The organism is Metabacillus bambusae (genome assembly GCF_017497975.1).
Lineage (GTDB): Bacteria > Bacillota > Bacilli > Bacillales > Bacillaceae > Metabacillus > Metabacillus bambusae.
Genome location: NZ_JAGDEL010000001.1, coordinates 123,304 through 139,816, shown reverse-complemented (window position 1 = coordinate 139,816; position 16,513 = coordinate 123,304). Strand labels below are relative to the sequence as shown.

Genomic DNA, 16,513 nt, shown 5'->3' with positions numbered 1-16,513 from the left:
ATACTCCCTGATGATTAGAGAATAATAATGTCGACAAAAAAATTAGGAGGTATTTTTATGGATCAAAGGCTATTTAAATGGATAAATGACTTTGCAGGTAAAAATACTTTCTTAGATAATATCATGGTCTTTGCATCTAATAAGATTCGCTACATTTTCGCATTTGTTTTATTTTTAATGTGGCTACGAAAAGGTCAAAAAAGGAAAGTATTTTATCACTCATTGATTTCGCTCATGATTAACCTATGTATTAATGTCCTAATAAAGCAATATAAGTTTAGACCAAGACCGTTTATGACCCGTAAAGCAAATCTTTTAATACCATCAAAACTGGATTCAACTTTTACAAGTAAACACACACTGCTGGCCTTTGCTGTTTCAACGATGATCTTTATTTCCAACAAAATCTTTGGTTTTATTATGTTGGGGTTATCAGTACTAATTGGTTTTTCACGAATATGGACAGGGGCTCATTATCCGTTCGATGTTGTTAGAAGTGCTTTTATTGGTAGTATAGTAAGTATAGTTGTTAACATGCTTCCCCTGATAAGAAAATGAATGTCAAAAACAAGGATGATAGTAGGAATGTTCTTCATTTTATCACCCTTGTTTTTGTTCATTAGAACGAATTAATTAAAAACCGCCTTCACCTGGTGTAAATGGAAAATCAAATTTATTTTCTACTGCACGTAGACGTTGGTTTAAACGGTTTAATCGGCGAGTATGTTGTTCAACTCTTTCATTTACTTGTGTTACTTGCTGGTTTACTCGGTTGAATTCGCGATTTAATCGATTGAATTCTTGGTTTAATCGTTTGTGCTCTTCGTTTTGTCTTTTTAATTCATTGTTAAGTCTTGATAATTCCCTTGTTTGTCGTTCTGTTTGTCGTTCAAGTGCATTTACTCTTCTTTCAAGAGTTGGTTGTCTTGTATCCTCAAATTGTTCCTGATGTTGAACGAATGGATGATAATCATATGGATTATACAAATTAGGTTGATGTGGGACAAACTCATGGTAATAACCGTATCCGTAAGGGTTCATGAAGGAATCGCTCCTTTTTTTATATGGATGAAATCCTTATAAGTTTATGTGGGTTTTAGCGGAGTGTCACGGCTCATGCCTAATTGTAAGGGCCTTATCTTCTTCGTTATTTCTCGGGAAAGCGCAGAAACCAACAAGATGCTACATGTTATTCAATTTTAAAAAGAAATTTGTAGTGAGATTCTGTTTAGTATGAATTGTGAAGGATATCTATATAATTACATAATAATGTTATGTAAACAACAATTAATGAATATACAATTTAGTCATAATAATAAACGATTAATTAGTAAAAAAACTTGCTAAAAAACAAAAAATGATATAATCTAAGTCACATGTTTTAAATATATTTTAAAATTTAATAATGTTCAGTCAATGGGTGTTAAAAGAAAATAAAGACTTTTAACTTAAAAGGGAAGTTCGGTGTAAATCCGACACGGTCGCGCCACTGTTATGGGGAGCTACATATCACAATCCACTGTTTCAAGTTTGAAATGGGAAGGGATATGAAGTGAGGAACCTAAGTCAGGAGACCTGCCTATTGTGTGCACTTATTACCTACGCGAAATAGGGAGGAGTGGTGGTCATATGTTGAACCTGTTTATTCATTTCAACTCTAGTTAACTATGTCTATCAATCGTCTCTCTATTAATCCATTAGAGAGGCTTTTTTATTGGAAAAATAATCTACATAGAAGGAGTTAATAAAATGAGTATAAAAAGTTCAAATATCGGTTATCCAAGAATTGGTGAGAATCGTGAGTGGAAAAAGGTTTTAGAATTATTTTGGTCAAACGAAATAAATGAGGAACAGTTTTATAGCGAAATGGAACAAATTCGCTTATCACATCTTAGAAAACAGAAAGAAAAAGGAATTGATCTAATTCCTATTGGTGATTTTAGCTATTATGATCAAGTATTAGATACTGCTGCAATGTTTGGACTTATTCCTGAGCGCTTTAAAACCGGAGAAACGAAGGTTTCACTTAAAACGTATTTCGAGATTGCTAGAGGAAGCAGCGGGAAAATTGCGTCAGAGATGACGAAATGGTTTAATACTAATTACCATTATATCGTGCCAGAATTAAAGGACGCAAAGCCTACTTTACAAGAAAATCGTATACTAAACTTGTATTTGGAAGCTAAAAATAAGTTAGGAATACATGGTAAACCGGTTATCCTTGGTCCAATTACATTACTTTCCTTATCTAAAGGATATGATGAGCAAAAAAGAGCTGAGTTATTAAATTCACTTATAACTTTATATATAGAAGTGTTTAAGCAGCTAAAAGAAGCTGGCGCAGAATGGATTCAGATTGATGAACCAATTTTAGTTAAGAATGTAGAGGAAGAGTTAATCAATGAGTTTAAAGAAGTATATACAGCTTTTCAAGGTGGAGTTCCAGATGTAAAGTTCATCCTTCAAACCTATTTTGAAAGTATTGAATTCTATCAAGAGATTACTCAATTACCAGTACAAGGTATTGGTCTTGATTTTGTCCATGATGAAGGTGTGAATGTTGAAAATTTAAAGAAATATGGTTTTCCAAATGATAAGGTACTTTTTGCAGGAGTTGTTGACGGTCGTAATATTTGGAAATCAAGCTTAACTGAAAAAGCATCTCTATTGAAAGAATTAACTAGCTTCGTTGATGAAAATCGACTTATTGTTCAGCCATCTTGTAGCTTGCTTCATGTTCCAGTAACGGTAAAAAATGAGCAAAAATTAGACACGCAAATAAAAGATGCATTAGCGTTTGCTGATGAAAAGCTTGAAGAAATTGTGTACCTAACAAAGTTTGCTAATGATGAATTAGGTGTTGCTGAACTAGAAAGATATGATCAAGCAGTTCATTCGTTGAAAAATTCGGCACATCGTAATGTTCAAATGGTTCATGACGCGATGAAAAATAGGGAAAATGACTCTTCATCACGTATTGATTCAAAAATACGTAAGGAATTACAAGCAGAACAATTTCAATTACCAATCCTTCCTACTACAACAATAGGAAGCTTCCCTCAAACAAAGGAAGTACGGAAACAACGATTGAAATGGAGAAAAGGTGAGCTATCTGCTGCGAAATATGAGCAATATATTCAAAGTGAAATAAAGAAATGGATTGATATTCAAGAAGTACTTGAATTAGATGTTCTTGTTCATGGTGAGTTTGAGCGTACAGATATGGTTGAGTTTTTTGGAGAAAAACTAGAAGGTGTCGCGATAACGAAATTTGGTTGGGTTCAATCGTATGGCTCGCGTTGTGTGAAGCCTCCTGTTATTTTTGGTGATGTTTATTGCATAGAAAACATGACCGTTAAGGAAACTGTTTATGCCCAATCTCTAACCAAAAAACCAGTGAAAGGGATGCTGACAGGACCGGTAACGATCATAAATTGGTCATTTGTCCGTGATGATATTAGCCGTACAGATGTGTTAAATCATGTAGCCTTAGCGATTCGCGCGGAAGTTAAAGCCCTTGAGGCAAGTGGAATCAAGATGATTCAAGTAGATGAAGCTGCTTTGCGTGAAGGATTACCATTAAAAGAAGAAAAAACAGAAAAATACTTAAACGCAGCAGTTTACGCATTCAAATTAGCTACATCATCTGTGGAAGATAATACACAAATTCATACGCATATGTGTTACTCGAATTTTGATGATATTATTCATGCAATCGATGAACTTGATGCAGATGTAATCTCAATTGAGACATCAAGAAGTCACGGTGAATTAATCGCTTCCTTTGAACAGCATCATTACAATAAAGGAATTGGTTTAGGTGTATATGATATTCATAGCCCACGTGTTCCAACCATTGACGAATTATCACAAAATATTAAACGTGCACTTGAAGTGTTGGATTACCGTGCTTTTTGGGTTAACCCGGATTGCGGCTTGAAAACAAGAGGGGAAGCTGAAACGATTGCAGCATTAAAGGTAATGGTTGAAGCTGCACACAATTATAGAGAAAAGCTTCAATCGGTTGAGACTGTTTAAATAAATTTTTTAGAATGTGATAAAGGCTTAATTAGATAGAAGAAAGAGGTTAGGCACTACTACTGTTTTGGTATGTAGTGCTTTTTTGTCTAGAAAAACAATCTAATAACTGAAGGAAGTTGTTTTTTTTGTACGTAACATTAACTCTTAATATATTACTAGTTTTGTCTTGTATTAATGCTTTATTATGATTTAAGCTTACATTAACGTCATTCATTGAGAAATCTATGTAATCCATGAAAATAATGGATACAGGAAATTTCTATGAACTACGAATTATTTTTCTTTGATCGACCAGATAAAATTCAGAATAGATTAATAAGTATCACTTATAAGGACTAAAACTAAAGGAGGAACATAATGGAACATTATCAAATGTATATTAATGGACAATGGAGTGGGGAAGATTTACCAACGATCGAGGTTACGAATCCGGCTACAAACGATTGTTTTGCGACTGTTCCAAATGGAGGAAAAGTTGAAGCTGCACATGCTGTTGCTGCGGCAAGTAATGCCTATCTTAGTTGGTCAGCATATTCTGCTTATGAACGCGCAGACTTAATACACAAATGGCATGATTTAATCAATGAACAATTAATAGATTTAGCGAAAACAATGACAATGGAGCAAGGAAAGCCATTGAAAGAAGCAATTGGTGAAATTAACTATGCAAATGGGTTTTTATCATGGTATGCAGAAGAAGCAAAGCGGATTTATGGTGAAACAATCCCAGCTACTCAAAGAAATAAACGTCTTTTTGTGCAAAAGCAACCAGTTGGTGTAGTCGCAGTTATCACCCCATGGAATTTTCCTGCTGCAATGATTACAAGGAAGGTAGCTCCTGCACTAGCAGCTGGATGTACAGTTGTGATTAAACCAGCAGAACAAACGCCGCTTACAGCATTAAAATTAGCAAAGTTAGCAGAAACTGCAGGAATTCCTAAGGGTGTAATTAATGTTGTTACAGGGAATGCTGTGGAAATTGGTGAGGTCTGGCTCCAAGATGACAGAGTACGAAAATTAACTTTTACCGGATCAACAGAAGTCGGAAAGCTCTTAATGCAGCAATCAGCACAAACAGTTAAGAAGCTATCATTAGAGCTAGGTGGGCATGCACCTGTCATAGTATTAGCGGATGCAGATTTAGATAAAGCAGTTGATGGTGTGATCGCAGCAAAATATCGAAATGCAGGGCAAACTTGTATTTGCGCAAATCGCATTTATGTACACGAATCAATTTACCAAGCTTTTATTGAAAAACTAATTCCAAAAGTAAAAGAATTAGTAATAGGCAATGGACTAGAAGAAGGGAGCGATATTGGTCCACTTATTGATCAAGCAGCGGTTGAAAAAGTACTTCTGCACATCGAGGATGCAGTATCACATGGGGCTAAAGTCGAACTTGGTGGTACAAGAAAAGAAGGGTTATTTATAGAACCTACAATACTTTCAAATATAAATGATCATATGTTATGTATGAAAGATGAAACATTTGGACCAGTCGCACCTGTTACCACATTCAAGACAGAAGAAGAAGTGATTAAACGAGCGAACAACTCTATCTTTGGTTTGGCAGCATATGTGTTTACTGAAAATATCACAAAAGGAATAAAAGTAACAGAAGCCCTTGAATATGGAATAATTGGCTTAAATGATGGCCTTCCTTCAACACCTCAAGCTCCATTTGGGGGCTTCAAGCAAAGTGGAATTGGTCGCGAGGGTGGCCATCATGGCATTGAAGAATACTTAGAAATAAAATATATTTCCCTAGGATTATAGTATCTATGAGAGCTTAGCTAAAAATTAGCTAAGCTTTTTTTACTTATCTAGGAAATTATAAAATTCTAGTACTGTGGTTAAGTGCTAGGCATCCAGCTCCAACTCCAGCGCCTAGCCCCTCTTGGGTCATAAGCCACTCATGAATTGAAGGTAAAAATACCTTTTATTCATGAGCGTCTTATTTGCCCGAGGCTGTTCAAGGCGCCCTGAGCTTTTGTTCGTTATTCATGTAAATAATTCAGGATTTGTGAGTAGAGTGTTAATAGCGAAAAAGTGGTTCAAAACAAGTTAGAAAAGAGCCACGAATAGTGCGGTGATTCAAAAAACGAGGAAATTGATTCAAAAAATCAGAGTAGTGGTTAAATAAATGAGATGAGGGATTCAATAAAGTGAAAAAGTGGTTCAATTCAAGTGAGAAAAGAGCTCGAATAGTTGGTTGGTTCAATAAAAGCAAGTGTCGTGGTTAATACTCGTCCACATTGATTGTTCTTACTAACAAAAAATAATTTTAATAGTAATAGATTCATAATCAATAACATAGTAATAAAAGTGTCGTGATATTAACAGTGATATAAAAAGTACCCACCCTACAAACCCACAAGCTAATTATTTTTAGAGTTATTAAATAGTAATTTTTAATATTAAATTATAATTATTATAAAAAGGTATTGATTTTTATCTGAGAGATGTTATTATAATATCATGTTCAAATAATTGATGAGGTGATTCTTAAATGACTAATAACAGACTTACTACAAGCTGGGGTGCTCCAGTAGGGGACAACCAGAACTCAATCACAGCAGGAGATCGCGGCCCAACATTATTACAAGATGTACACCTTTTAGAAAAGCTCGCACATTTTAATAGAGAACGAGTTCCAGAGCGTGTTGTTCATGCAAAAGGTGCAGGTGCTCACGGTTACTTTGAAGTAACAAATGATGTGTCTAAATATACGAAAGCTAACTTTTTATCTGAAGTAGGAAAACGGACACCTTTATTTATTCGTTTTTCAACAGTTGCTGGTGAGCTTGGATCAGCTGATACAGTTCGTGATCCACGCGGATTTGCAGTTAAATTTTATACAGAAGAAGGTAACTACGATATCGTTGGGAATAACACACCGGTATTCTTTATCCGTGATGCCATCAAATTCCCTGATTTCATCCATACACAAAAAAGAGATCCACAAACACATTTGAAGAATCCTAATGCAATATGGGATTTCTGGTCATTGTCACCAGAAGCTTTACACCAAGTAACAATCCTTATGTCTGATCGTGGCATTCCAGCTACATTACGCCACATGCATGGTTTTGGTAGCCATACATTCAAATGGACAAATGCTGAAGGTGATGGAGTTTGGATCAAATATCATTTCAAAACAGAGCAAGGTGTTAAAAACATCAGTCCTGAAGTTGCGGCAAAAATAGCAGGTGAAAACCCTGATTATCATACAGAAGATTTATTCAATGCGATTGAAAAAGGTGATTTTCCAGCTTGGAAATTATATGTACAAATTATGCCTTTAGAAGACGCAGATACTTACCGTTTTGATCCATTTGATGTAACAAAGGTTTGGTCACAAAAAGACTATCCACTAATCGAGGTTGGTCGTATGGTATTAGACAGAAATCCTGAAAACTACTTTGCGGAGGTAGAACAAGCAACATTTTCACCTGGTACACTTGTTCCTGGAGTAGATGTATCACCTGATAAAATGCTACAAGGTCGTTTATTCGCATACCATGATGCACACCGTTACCGTGTAGGTGCTAACCACCAAGCACTACCGATTAACCGTGCGAAAAATGAAGTGAAAAACTATCAGCGTGATGGGCAAATGCGCTTTGATGACAATGGTGGTAAGTCTGTGTACTATGAGCCAAACAGCTTTGGTGGTCCATCTGAAACTCCTGAGCATAAGCAAGCAGCATACCCTGTATCTGGTGTAGCAGATAGTGTTGGATATGATCATAACGATCACTATACACAAGCAGGTGACCTATATCGCTTAATGACTGAAGAACAACGTGCACATCTAGTTTCCAACATTGTTGGTGCTATGAAGCCTGTTGAAAGAGACGATATTAAGTTACGTCAAATTCAGCACTTCTATAAGGCAGATCCTGAATATGGAACACGTATCGCAGAAGGTTTAGGGTTAGCAGTTCCAGAATCAGTGAAATAATCTCTTAGCAGATAGATTCATATATTTCGTTGAAAAACCTTACATCATTCTCAATAGTTTCTTACTTATTCTCATTTAGAGCACCCGTTTTTTGGGTGCTCTATTTTCGTTTAGGAAATTATAAAATATATGTACTTTGGATAACACTTTAACATCCAGCGCTTAGCGAACTTCACACTCCTCATAGTGATAAGTCAACATCGAATTGTTAATGCTAATCGTGTTTCCGGAGTGCTCATTCTGCAGCGTTGATGAAGGAGCCCTGAGCTTTTGTTCTTAAATTTTAAGTGTTTATATAGGTTTGATTGAACGGATTTCTAAAAGTATAATTGAATGAGAAACTATGTTTATTATATTAGGAGGTACATATGGAAAAGCTTTTTGTTGATGAATCAATAGAAATCAATGCATCTAGTGCAAAGGTATGGGAGGCGCTTACAAACCCTACTTATGCAGATCAGTGGGCAAGTGAGTTCTCAAGTGGAGGTCCACAATTTTCCATAGTATCTGAATGGAACTTTGGTAGTCCCGTTCTTTGGAAAGGTCAGGACGAAACAGTCATTGTTGAAGGAAATGTCACAGCTCTTGAGCTACATAAAGTTTTGCGCTTTACTGTGTTTGATGTTCGTAGTTCAGAAAGGCCACCAGTTACCGAGGAAGACGGTATTACCTTCAATTTGTCGGAGCAAGATGGAAAGACGTCACTCCATATCTTACAGGGGGATTTTTCTGTTATGAAAGATGGGGAGAAATACCGTGATCTAAGTGCTGAGATCTGGGGAAAAGTACTTCCTAAAATTAAGAACATGGCAGAAAATAATAACGAATAATAGTTAAAGTCATTTTGCAAGGGAAAACGAGGCATTATCATAGCCTCGTTTTAGTTAGAGACAATTCAAAGTGTTACTACATTTGCAAATGCTTCACTATGCTCTCGACGTTCTTTTCGTACATTAATCCGTTGACCTGCAGTATTATTAAGCATAACTTCTTCATCAGATTCAGGAATCACTTTTGGAACTTGGACAGGTTTCCCTTGATCATCTAAAGCTACAAATGTTAAAAAGGAAGTAGCAGCAAGCTTTCGTTCCCCTGTTCTTAAATCCTCAGCTATCACTTTTACAAATACCTCCATAGAGGAGCGTCCTACTGATGAAACATAGGATTTTAAACTAACAGAATCGCTCTGACGTATTGGGACTAAAAAATCAACAGAATCTGTTGACGCTGTTACAACCTCACATCGAGAATGCTTCGCTGCAGAGATCGATGCTACATCATCAATATAGCTCATTAATTTTCCACCAAATAATGTATTGTGGTTATTTGTATCCAATGGGAAAACTCTGCTAGTTTTAATAACAAGTGATTCATTGCATTTTTTTGCGGCTCTTTCAACCATTTGCATTCTCTCCTGACTGTCTGTAATGAATATCCTCTGTTTTCATTATTCTTTTTTCAATCAACAGCGTCAATTTATTTGTATTAAACCCTAACAACATTTTATGATATTGTTTACGAAACCTGGAAAATATACTCATTCTTTATTCCTTTAAGCGTATTTCCTTTTCGATGGCTCTTTAAACAAAACTGTTGAAAACTGAGGGAGCAAGAATTTCCTATCTAATATAAAGGCTGTTTTCTAAGAGATTGTTGCTTTTAAAACAAAAACTAATTCAGGTTGATTGGAGCGGATTGCGAGACTCCTGCAGAAGCAGCGGGACAGTTGAGACTCATGCAGGCGTTTACGCCGTGGAGGCTCACCGCCCGCCCCGCGGAAAGCGAGCAACTCTCGCTGCAATCAACCACACCGCATTACTTGGTAAATAGCATCAAAGTTCGCGAAAACAGCCAATATAAAAAACAACAATAAGATTTAACGGAGGCTTTTAGCTAAGATATAATCATTTTTACAAAAAGTACTGTTAAATATCGCTAACCATATTATAATGAACATAATCGCACAAATTAAAACTAATTTGAACGAATGATTTAATTATCAAAGTAAGTAATTTATTTAGGAGGAGATTTGTTTGAATAAAAAAAAGGGTGAAACACATTGGATCATTCCAGATGGATATATTCCACCACTAAGTTCTGGGGAACTTACAAGCCATGAATCTATTTGTATATTAAATTGCAATGAAAACGATGCGAATATATTTATTTCAATATATTTTGAGGATCGTAACCCAATTGAAAGAATACCTGTAATCGTACAAGGGAAAAGAAGTAATCATCTTCGAACCTCAACTTTAGAGCTTGATGGAGATACGATACCATTTGGTGTTCCATATTCGATTGAAGTTGAAAGTGATCTACCGATTATTGTTCAATATAGTCGATTAGATTCTACTCAACCAGGATTAGCCCTTATGTCGACAATGGGATATCCACTAAAATAATTACCAAAAATATTTAATAATGGAAAGAATAAATTGGTAAGCAATAATGAAAACGTTTGCGAATCGCTGCAAATTAATTCATAATACAAAACATAATATATAAACAATAATTAGTAGGTAGTTTGGGAGTGGTGGAGGATTTTACAATCCCTGTTACTGCTCCTTTTCACTATATTTATTTTTACTATGATTTTCGTTTGTTGGGTATTAGGCAAATTAAAGGGGTACAAAGGGCTATGAAGCAACTAATCTCGTATCTTTCAACCCGGTATAAAAACTTAAAAATTAAGTATAAGTTAATTGTTTTTATTTCGATTATTATGGTTGTTTGTTTAGCATTCATTGTTGTCGGATTTCAATATGCTTTTTCTAGTTATGATGAACAAATTTATCGTAAATCCTCACAAGTCTTAATTATGTCCTCTAATCGAATTGAAGATGAATTAAAAAATATTGAGGAAGTAACATATAAAATTATGTCTGACAATGTTATTCAAAATGCATTAATCAAAACGAAAGACGAAGTATCTAAATATGAGCAATATCAAATTGAAAGAGAGATTTGGGAAAAGCTAACAAGTTATGTTGGAGCAGAGAAGTATATTCAATCTATCCAACTATTTGATGTAAATGGAACGGAATATCGTGCAGGTAGCACACCATCATCACTATTAGATAAGCATAAAGAAGAAATGATCACAAAAGCCAAAGCTGGTAATGGGAGTAATGTATGGGTTTCGCTCGAAGATTCGAAAGATTCAATTTTTTCAACAAGGCAGTTAAAATCATCTCGGAATTTAAGTCTTGAGGAATTAGGAACCCTAGTAATTGAAGTTAAATTGGATGAAATTGTTAAAGAACTCCCTAGAGAGTGGGAAGGGCAAGAAGGTATTATTATCATCTCAAAAGGTGAGGACATCTTTTTTACAGAAAAGCCGTTTACCCATTTAGATAAGCTTAATTTTACAGTGGATACGAATCAAGGCTATCAATTCCAAAAAGTGTATGGCAGAAGTTACTTCGTGACATATTCAAAATCCCCTTACGCAAATTGGACCTATTGGAATGTGATTCCTTTCGGAACGATGTTTGCGAAGGTAACGGCTATAAAATTTGTGGTGATTTTTTTATTCCTTACACTCTTTTTAAGTGCCATTTATTTAGTTATTCAGTTTTCTAAGCGAATCACAAATCCGATCGAAAATTTAGTTTCCGCCATGAAGTATGTACAAAATGGAGATTTTAAAGTTGCAGATACCTTTAAGCCCTCACAGTTTCAAGATGAGGTTGGAATTCTCCATCGGAACTTTTTCGTCATGATTGAGCGAATTAATGAGCTCATTAAAGAAAATTATGAAAAGCAGCTTTTAGTTAAAGATACTGAATTTAAAGCCTTACAATCTCAAATAAATCCACACTTTTTATACAATACTCTCGAATCAATCAATTGGTTAGCGAAGATCAATAAACAACAGCAAATATCTAAAATGGTAGAATCTCTTGGCTATTTATTACGGAATGCAATTAGTTTAAAAGATGATGTCATCACAGTGCAAGAGGAGATCGATATGGTCGAACATTATGTAACCATCCAACGTTTCCGTTTTGAAGAACGTTTAGATTTTCATTTATCGATTCATGAAGATGTGAAGGAATGTATGCTCCCTAAGCTTATTGTTCAACCATTGGTTGAAAATGCGATTCATTATGCATTGGAAATGATGATTGAGCCATGTAGGATTAGTGTTTCAGCATATAAAAACGGTGATTTGCTTCATCTCCTTGTTGAAGATAATGGCATTGGCATGGACGAGCAGCAGCTTGAATGCGTGAAAAAAGGTGAAATCAAAACGAGAGGAAATGGAATAGGATTACGTAATATCGACTCTAGAATTAAGTTCGTCTTTGGCAATCAATATGGTTTACAGATTGATAGTAAGATCAATAAAGGAACAAAGGTACTCATTGTCATACCATATCAAACGAGGTGGGACTATGCATAAAGTATTATTAGTTGATGATGAGAGAATTATTTTAGAAGGGATTTCAAGCATCATAAACTGGGAGGACATGGGGACTGAATTAATCGGAACAGCAAGAAATGGTCTTGAAGCCTATGACATCATTATAAAAAAGCTCCCAGACATTGTCATTTGTGATATTAAGATGCCTGGATTAAACGGACTTGAATTAGTTAAAAGAGTATCAAAGGAACACCCTTTTATTAAATTTATTATCCTATCAGGCTTTAGTGAATTCGACTATGCTAAACAAGCAATGGAATATGGTGTGAAACATTATTTATTAAAGCCTTGTAATGAGAATATTATTATTGATGCAATGAAAAATGTAATTAATGAATTAAAGAGTGAAGAAAATAGAGAGCGGTTTCTATTGGATATGAAAAGTCGCCTTGAACAGATACAGCCTTATGTAAGAAAACAATTGCTCAAAGAATTTATTACGAGTAAAAATGATGGTAACAGGGGAATTCAATTTTACGAAAAGCTTTTTCATATTAATTTTCAAGTAGAGGAAATTAGGTTAATTGTGTTTCGACTAGAGGGAGACTATCATTATGAACATATGTTTGTTATTGAAAACCTAGGGGAAGATCTTTTTACCCCATCGATTTTATCAACAAATATAGGAGAATATGTTTTGTTTCTTGTAAATGATGACAATTTTGCAAGCCTGCAGGAAAAGATTGAACAACTAAGAACTCATTTCTATGAAATTTATGAAATGGATATGACTGTTGCAATTAGTGAAGTAGATTGTATTTCACAGGCAAGAAGACTTTATTTAGAAGCACTTGAATGTTTGAATCATCGCTTTTATTTAGGGGAAGGAAGTATTATAACTAAAAGTGATATTCGCCATGAAAAACAACCTTATAATTTTGATTATGATGGACAAAGTCTTTGCTTATTAATAAAGTCAGGGAATTGGGAAAAGGTAGAGAGTGAAATTTCTGGTTTTTTTCATGATTTAACGGAAAGAATGCTTTCCACTAGTTTAACCCGTTCCTATGTCATGCAGCTATTTTTACAAGTGATTCAAAGCTCTGATTCAAAAGGAATTCAAAATTATATGGAAAAAATGTCTTCATTAATGGATATGGATACAATTCAGCAAATGAAAGAATTTTTTGTCATAATTGCACATGAGATTACTCAGGTTCATTATGAAAGACATAAATCCAACCACTCAGCAGTCATTCATAGCATGATGGATCTTGTTCATAAGCATCTCGGGAATACTGAGCTTTCACTTAAATGGGTAGCAAACAAAGTTTACATGAATGCTGATTATTTAGGTAAGTTATTTAAACAGGAAACCGGTGAGAAATTTTCAAGCTATGTTACACAGGCCCGAATTAATAAAGCAATTGAACAGATTGAACTGATGGATGATGTGAAGGTGTTTACACTAGCTGAAATGATTGGATTTGGTGATAATCCTCAATATTTTAGTCAGGTGTTTAAGAAATATACTGGATATTCTCCATCAGAATATCGAAAAGCATATTTACAATAATTTAAACTCATTATCTAATTTCGCTTTTTTTAGATAATGAGTTTTTTAGTGTATTTGAAACTATAAAATTCTAATAGTGTGAATAAGCGCTTTGAAAGCCAACTCCAAAGTCTATGAATAGGGCTAAAGAACAATGTATCAATGGTAAGAATACTCTGTTTTTTAAACATAGATATCTGATTTTTAAATTCAAATCGTGTGAAAAAGCCTATAAAATAAACATTGTAAGCGTTAACAGGATAATAAAAAGGGGGATATAAAAATGAAGAAGTTGCTGTTTTTGTTGCTATCAGTTGTAATGGTATTTTCTTTAGCGGCATGTAGTGGAAGTAGTTCATCTGGTGGATCTAGTTCTGATTCTGATAGTGGTAAAGGTGATGGTGAAGATGAAAAAATCACACTTCGTATAGCTTGGTGGGGTTCTCAACCAAGACATGACTATACACTTGAGGTTATAAAAATGTATGAGGAGCAAAATCCGAATGTGAAAATCCAAGCTGAATATGCAAGCTGGGATGATTATTGGAAAAAGCTAGCACCTCAAGCATCAGCTCAACAATTACCAGATATTATTCAAATGGATCTTTCTTACTTCTCTCAATATGCTGAAAATGGCCAGTTAGCAGACTTAACACCATTTTTAGATAAGCAAATTGACGTAACAAATTTCAGTGACAAAATCATTGATGGTGGGAAACTCGGTGATAAATTATATGGATTTAATGCTGGGGTAAATGTTGTTGGCTTCCATTATGATCCTGAGTTGTTGAAAAAAGTTGGGGTAGAATCCCTGGATGAGAATTGGACATGGGATGACTATAAGGAATTGGCTAAAAAAGCAAAAGATGCAGGCGTATTTGTTGATACAGGAATGAAAGCAGATGTATTTTTCAACTACTATTTAAGAACATTAGGAAAATCACTTTATAGTAAAGACGGTACTACTTTAGGCTATGATGATGATCAATTATTTGTAGATTTCTTTGAAATGACTTCAGATATGGTAAAAGATGGTGTTGTGCCAACTCCCGATTATTTAGCACAATTAAAAGGGATTGAAGATGATCCAGTTGTTACAAAAGATGCGCTAGGAATTTGGCAATGGTCAAACCAATTTGTAGGTTTACAACAAGTTGCTAATAGACCGTTAAGCATTCATCCTATGCCAGGACCAGGAACAAAAGAAGGCTTATACTTAAAACCGAGTATGTTCTGGTCGGTTGCAAATAATTCTAAGCATCAAGAAGAAGCTGCGAAATTCATTGATTTCTTTGTAAATGATATTGAGGCGAATAAACTGATTTTGGGTGAGCGTGGTATTCCAGGTTCATCTGCAGTCAAAGAAGCACTTAAACCTGAACTATCTCCTGAACAAGTTCAAGTATTTGATAGTGTAGAATGGGCTGAACAAAATAGTTCAGAATTCGATGGTCCAGACCCAATTGGCGCTGGAGAAGTGATCGAACTTCTTGATAGTTTGTCTGAGCAAATGAATTATGGTCAGCTTGAGGTTAAAGATGCTGCAAAACAGTTTAGACAACAGGCAGAAAGTATTTTGTCTCAAAATAAATAATTTTAGAGATAGATGATAGCTGATCACCATACGATCAGCTATCGTATTTTAAATGAAAAGTCGATTTTTTAAAGAAAGGAAATGATAGTATGAGTGCCCGCGCTATAAAGCAAAATTTGGGAGGATACTTGTTTATAGGTCCCTTTGTTATTGGATTCTTGGCATTTACGTTTATCCCAATTCTAACCTCACTGTATTTATCATTTACGCAATATAATATGTTCTCAACTCCATCATGGATAGGGCTTGAAAATTATAAAAAAATGTTTACTGCTGATCCAAGATACTGGCAATCACTTAAAGTTACACTTATTTATGTTCTTGCAGGTGTCCCTTTAAGACTAGGATTCGCCCTATTAGTTGCAATGATTTTAAATACTACTTCTAGAGCAGTAGGACTATACAGATCATTGTTTTATTTACCCTCATTAATAGGAGGGAGTGTGGCAGTTGCGATCATGTGGCGTAATATTTTCGGTGACGAAGGAATTGTTAACATTCTTTTAGGTTTATTAGGCATTCCTGATGTACGCTGGTTTGGTGACCCGACTGCAGCACTGTGGATGCTCATCTTTTTATCTGTTTGGCAATTTGGATCTTCAATGTTAATTTTCTTAGCAGGCTTAAAAAGTATCCCTATGAGCTATTACGAAGCTGCAAGTGTAGATGGTGCTAACTATTGGCAAAAATTCACTAAGATTACATTACCGATGTTAAGTCCTGTTATCTTATTTAATACGATTATGCAAACAATTGCTGCATTTATGACCTTTGTTCCTGCGTTTATCATTTCAAAAGGTACTGGTGGTCCTTTAGATGGTACACTTCTTTATTCACTTTATCTCTTTATTCAAGGCTTCGAATTCTTCAATATGGGATATGCCTCTGCAATGGCATGGATTATGTTGATTATAGTTGGGATCTTAACTGCAATTATCTTCTTTACATCTAAGTACTGGGTTCACTATGAATCTGAAGGGGGGAAATAAC

12 protein-coding genes and 1 riboswitch are annotated in these 16,513 nt (G+C 35.0%); of the genes, 10 read left to right on the top strand and 2 right to left on the bottom strand.

All coding sequences use genetic code 11. The annotated features are described in order from the left end of the window. Positions 1 to 57 precede the first annotated feature (57 nt). Positions 58 to 558: a phosphatase PAP2 family protein gene (locus I7822_RS00600; RefSeq protein WP_207974869.1), complete on the top strand. Its 501-nt coding sequence runs from the start codon at positions 58 to 60 to the stop codon at positions 556 to 558. A 75-nt stretch (positions 559 to 633) separates the two neighbouring features. Here the strand turns inward: I7822_RS00600 and I7822_RS00595 are convergent, their stop codons facing one another. Then, the gene (locus tag I7822_RS00595) at positions 634 to 1,041 is read right to left on the bottom strand and encodes a coiled-coil domain-containing protein (RefSeq protein ID WP_207974868.1); all 408 of its coding nucleotides are present in this window, start codon (positions 1,039 to 1,041) and stop codon (positions 634 to 636) included. Between the two features lie 360 nt (positions 1,042 to 1,401). Next, a riboswitch (cobalamin riboswitch) is annotated at positions 1,402 to 1,597 on the top strand. A 152-nt stretch (positions 1,598 to 1,749) separates the two neighbouring features. Here I7822_RS00595 and metE point away from each other — a divergent pair. The 4 genes from metE (at position 1,750) to I7822_RS00575 (ending at position 8,835) form a co-directional block, all read left to right on the top strand. Beyond that, positions 1,750 to 4,038 (top strand): 5-methyltetrahydropteroyltriglutamate--homocysteine S-methyltransferase, encoded by a 2,289-nt coding sequence (gene metE, locus I7822_RS00590; RefSeq protein WP_207974867.1) that lies wholly within the window; start codon positions 1,750 to 1,752, stop codon positions 4,036 to 4,038. Between the two features lie 360 nt (positions 4,039 to 4,398). Then, positions 4,399 to 5,817 (top strand): NAD-dependent succinate-semialdehyde dehydrogenase, encoded by a 1,419-nt coding sequence (locus I7822_RS00585; protein ID WP_207974866.1) that lies wholly within the window; start codon positions 4,399 to 4,401, stop codon positions 5,815 to 5,817. 733 nt (positions 5,818 to 6,550) lie between these two features. Further along, a complete protein-coding gene (katA, locus tag I7822_RS00580) occupies positions 6,551 to 8,005 on the top strand; it encodes a catalase KatA (RefSeq protein ID WP_207974865.1) in 1,455 nt (484 codons plus the stop codon). Between the two features lie 368 nt (positions 8,006 to 8,373). Next, positions 8,374 to 8,835 carry an SRPBCC family protein gene (locus I7822_RS00575; RefSeq protein ID WP_207974864.1) on the top strand — a complete coding sequence of 154 codons (462 nt, stop codon included), beginning with the start codon at positions 8,374 to 8,376 and terminating at the stop codon, positions 8,833 to 8,835. Positions 8,836 to 8,900: 65 nt separating this feature from the next. Here the strand turns inward: I7822_RS00575 and I7822_RS00570 are convergent, their stop codons facing one another. Next, on the bottom strand, positions 8,901 to 9,407 hold the full coding sequence (locus I7822_RS00570; protein WP_207974863.1) for an acyl-CoA thioesterase: 507 nt from the start codon (positions 9,405 to 9,407) through the stop codon (positions 8,901 to 8,903). Between the two features lie 631 nt (positions 9,408 to 10,038). Here I7822_RS00570 and I7822_RS00565 point away from each other — a divergent pair. The 5 genes from I7822_RS00565 (at position 10,039) to I7822_RS00545 (ending at position 16,512) form a co-directional block, all read left to right on the top strand. Next, positions 10,039 to 10,410, top strand: coding sequence for a sensory rhodopsin transducer (locus I7822_RS00565; protein ID WP_207974862.1), 372 nt, complete (start codon positions 10,039 to 10,041; stop codon positions 10,408 to 10,410). A gap of 236 nt (positions 10,411 to 10,646) precedes the next feature. Further along, positions 10,647 to 12,413: a cache domain-containing sensor histidine kinase gene (locus I7822_RS00560; protein ID WP_207974861.1), complete on the top strand. Its 1,767-nt coding sequence runs from the start codon at positions 10,647 to 10,649 to the stop codon at positions 12,411 to 12,413. Beyond that, positions 12,406 to 13,950: a response regulator gene (locus I7822_RS30120; protein WP_207974860.1), complete on the top strand. Its 1,545-nt coding sequence runs from the start codon at positions 12,406 to 12,408 to the stop codon at positions 13,948 to 13,950. The genes I7822_RS00560 and I7822_RS30120 overlap by 8 nt, the downstream gene beginning before the upstream one ends. Before the next feature lie 262 nt (positions 13,951 to 14,212). Next, positions 14,213 to 15,523 carry an ABC transporter substrate-binding protein gene (locus I7822_RS00550; protein ID WP_207974859.1) on the top strand — a complete coding sequence of 437 codons (1,311 nt, stop codon included), beginning with the start codon at positions 14,213 to 14,215 and terminating at the stop codon, positions 15,521 to 15,523. Between the two features lie 89 nt (positions 15,524 to 15,612). Beyond that, the gene (locus tag I7822_RS00545) at positions 15,613 to 16,512 is read left to right on the top strand and encodes a carbohydrate ABC transporter permease (protein ID WP_207974858.1); all 900 of its coding nucleotides are present in this window, start codon (positions 15,613 to 15,615) and stop codon (positions 16,510 to 16,512) included. Position 16,513 lies beyond the last annotated feature (1 nt).

What these genes read in the sequence shown, in the direction of transcription:
- metE (WP_207974867.1), top strand. Translation starts at nt 1,750, where the DNA reads ATGAGTATAAAAAGTTCAAATATCGGTTATCCAAGAATTGGTGAGAAT.
- I7822_RS00545 (WP_207974858.1), top strand. Translation starts at nt 15,613, where the DNA reads ATGAGTGCCCGCGCTATAAAGCAAAATTTGGGAGGATACTTGTTTATA.
- I7822_RS00585 (WP_207974866.1), top strand. Translation starts at nt 4,399, where the DNA reads ATGGAACATTATCAAATGTATATTAATGGACAATGGAGTGGGGAAGAT.
- I7822_RS00570 (WP_207974863.1), bottom strand. Translation starts at nt 9,407, where the DNA reads ATGGTTGAAAGAGCCGCAAAAAAATGCAATGAATCACTTGTTATTAAA.
- I7822_RS00595 (WP_207974868.1), bottom strand. Translation starts at nt 1,041, where the DNA reads ATGAACCCTTACGGATACGGTTATTACCATGAGTTTGTCCCACATCAA.
- I7822_RS00550 (WP_207974859.1), top strand. Translation starts at nt 14,213, where the DNA reads ATGAAGAAGTTGCTGTTTTTGTTGCTATCAGTTGTAATGGTATTTTCT.
- katA (WP_207974865.1), top strand. Translation starts at nt 6,551, where the DNA reads ATGACTAATAACAGACTTACTACAAGCTGGGGTGCTCCAGTAGGGGAC.
- I7822_RS00575 (WP_207974864.1), top strand. Translation starts at nt 8,374, where the DNA reads ATGGAAAAGCTTTTTGTTGATGAATCAATAGAAATCAATGCATCTAGT.
- I7822_RS30120 (WP_207974860.1), top strand. Translation starts at nt 12,406, where the DNA reads ATGCATAAAGTATTATTAGTTGATGATGAGAGAATTATTTTAGAAGGG.
- I7822_RS00600 (WP_207974869.1), top strand. Translation starts at nt 58, where the DNA reads ATGGATCAAAGGCTATTTAAATGGATAAATGACTTTGCAGGTAAAAAT.
- I7822_RS00560 (WP_207974861.1), top strand. Translation starts at nt 10,647, where the DNA reads ATGAAGCAACTAATCTCGTATCTTTCAACCCGGTATAAAAACTTAAAA.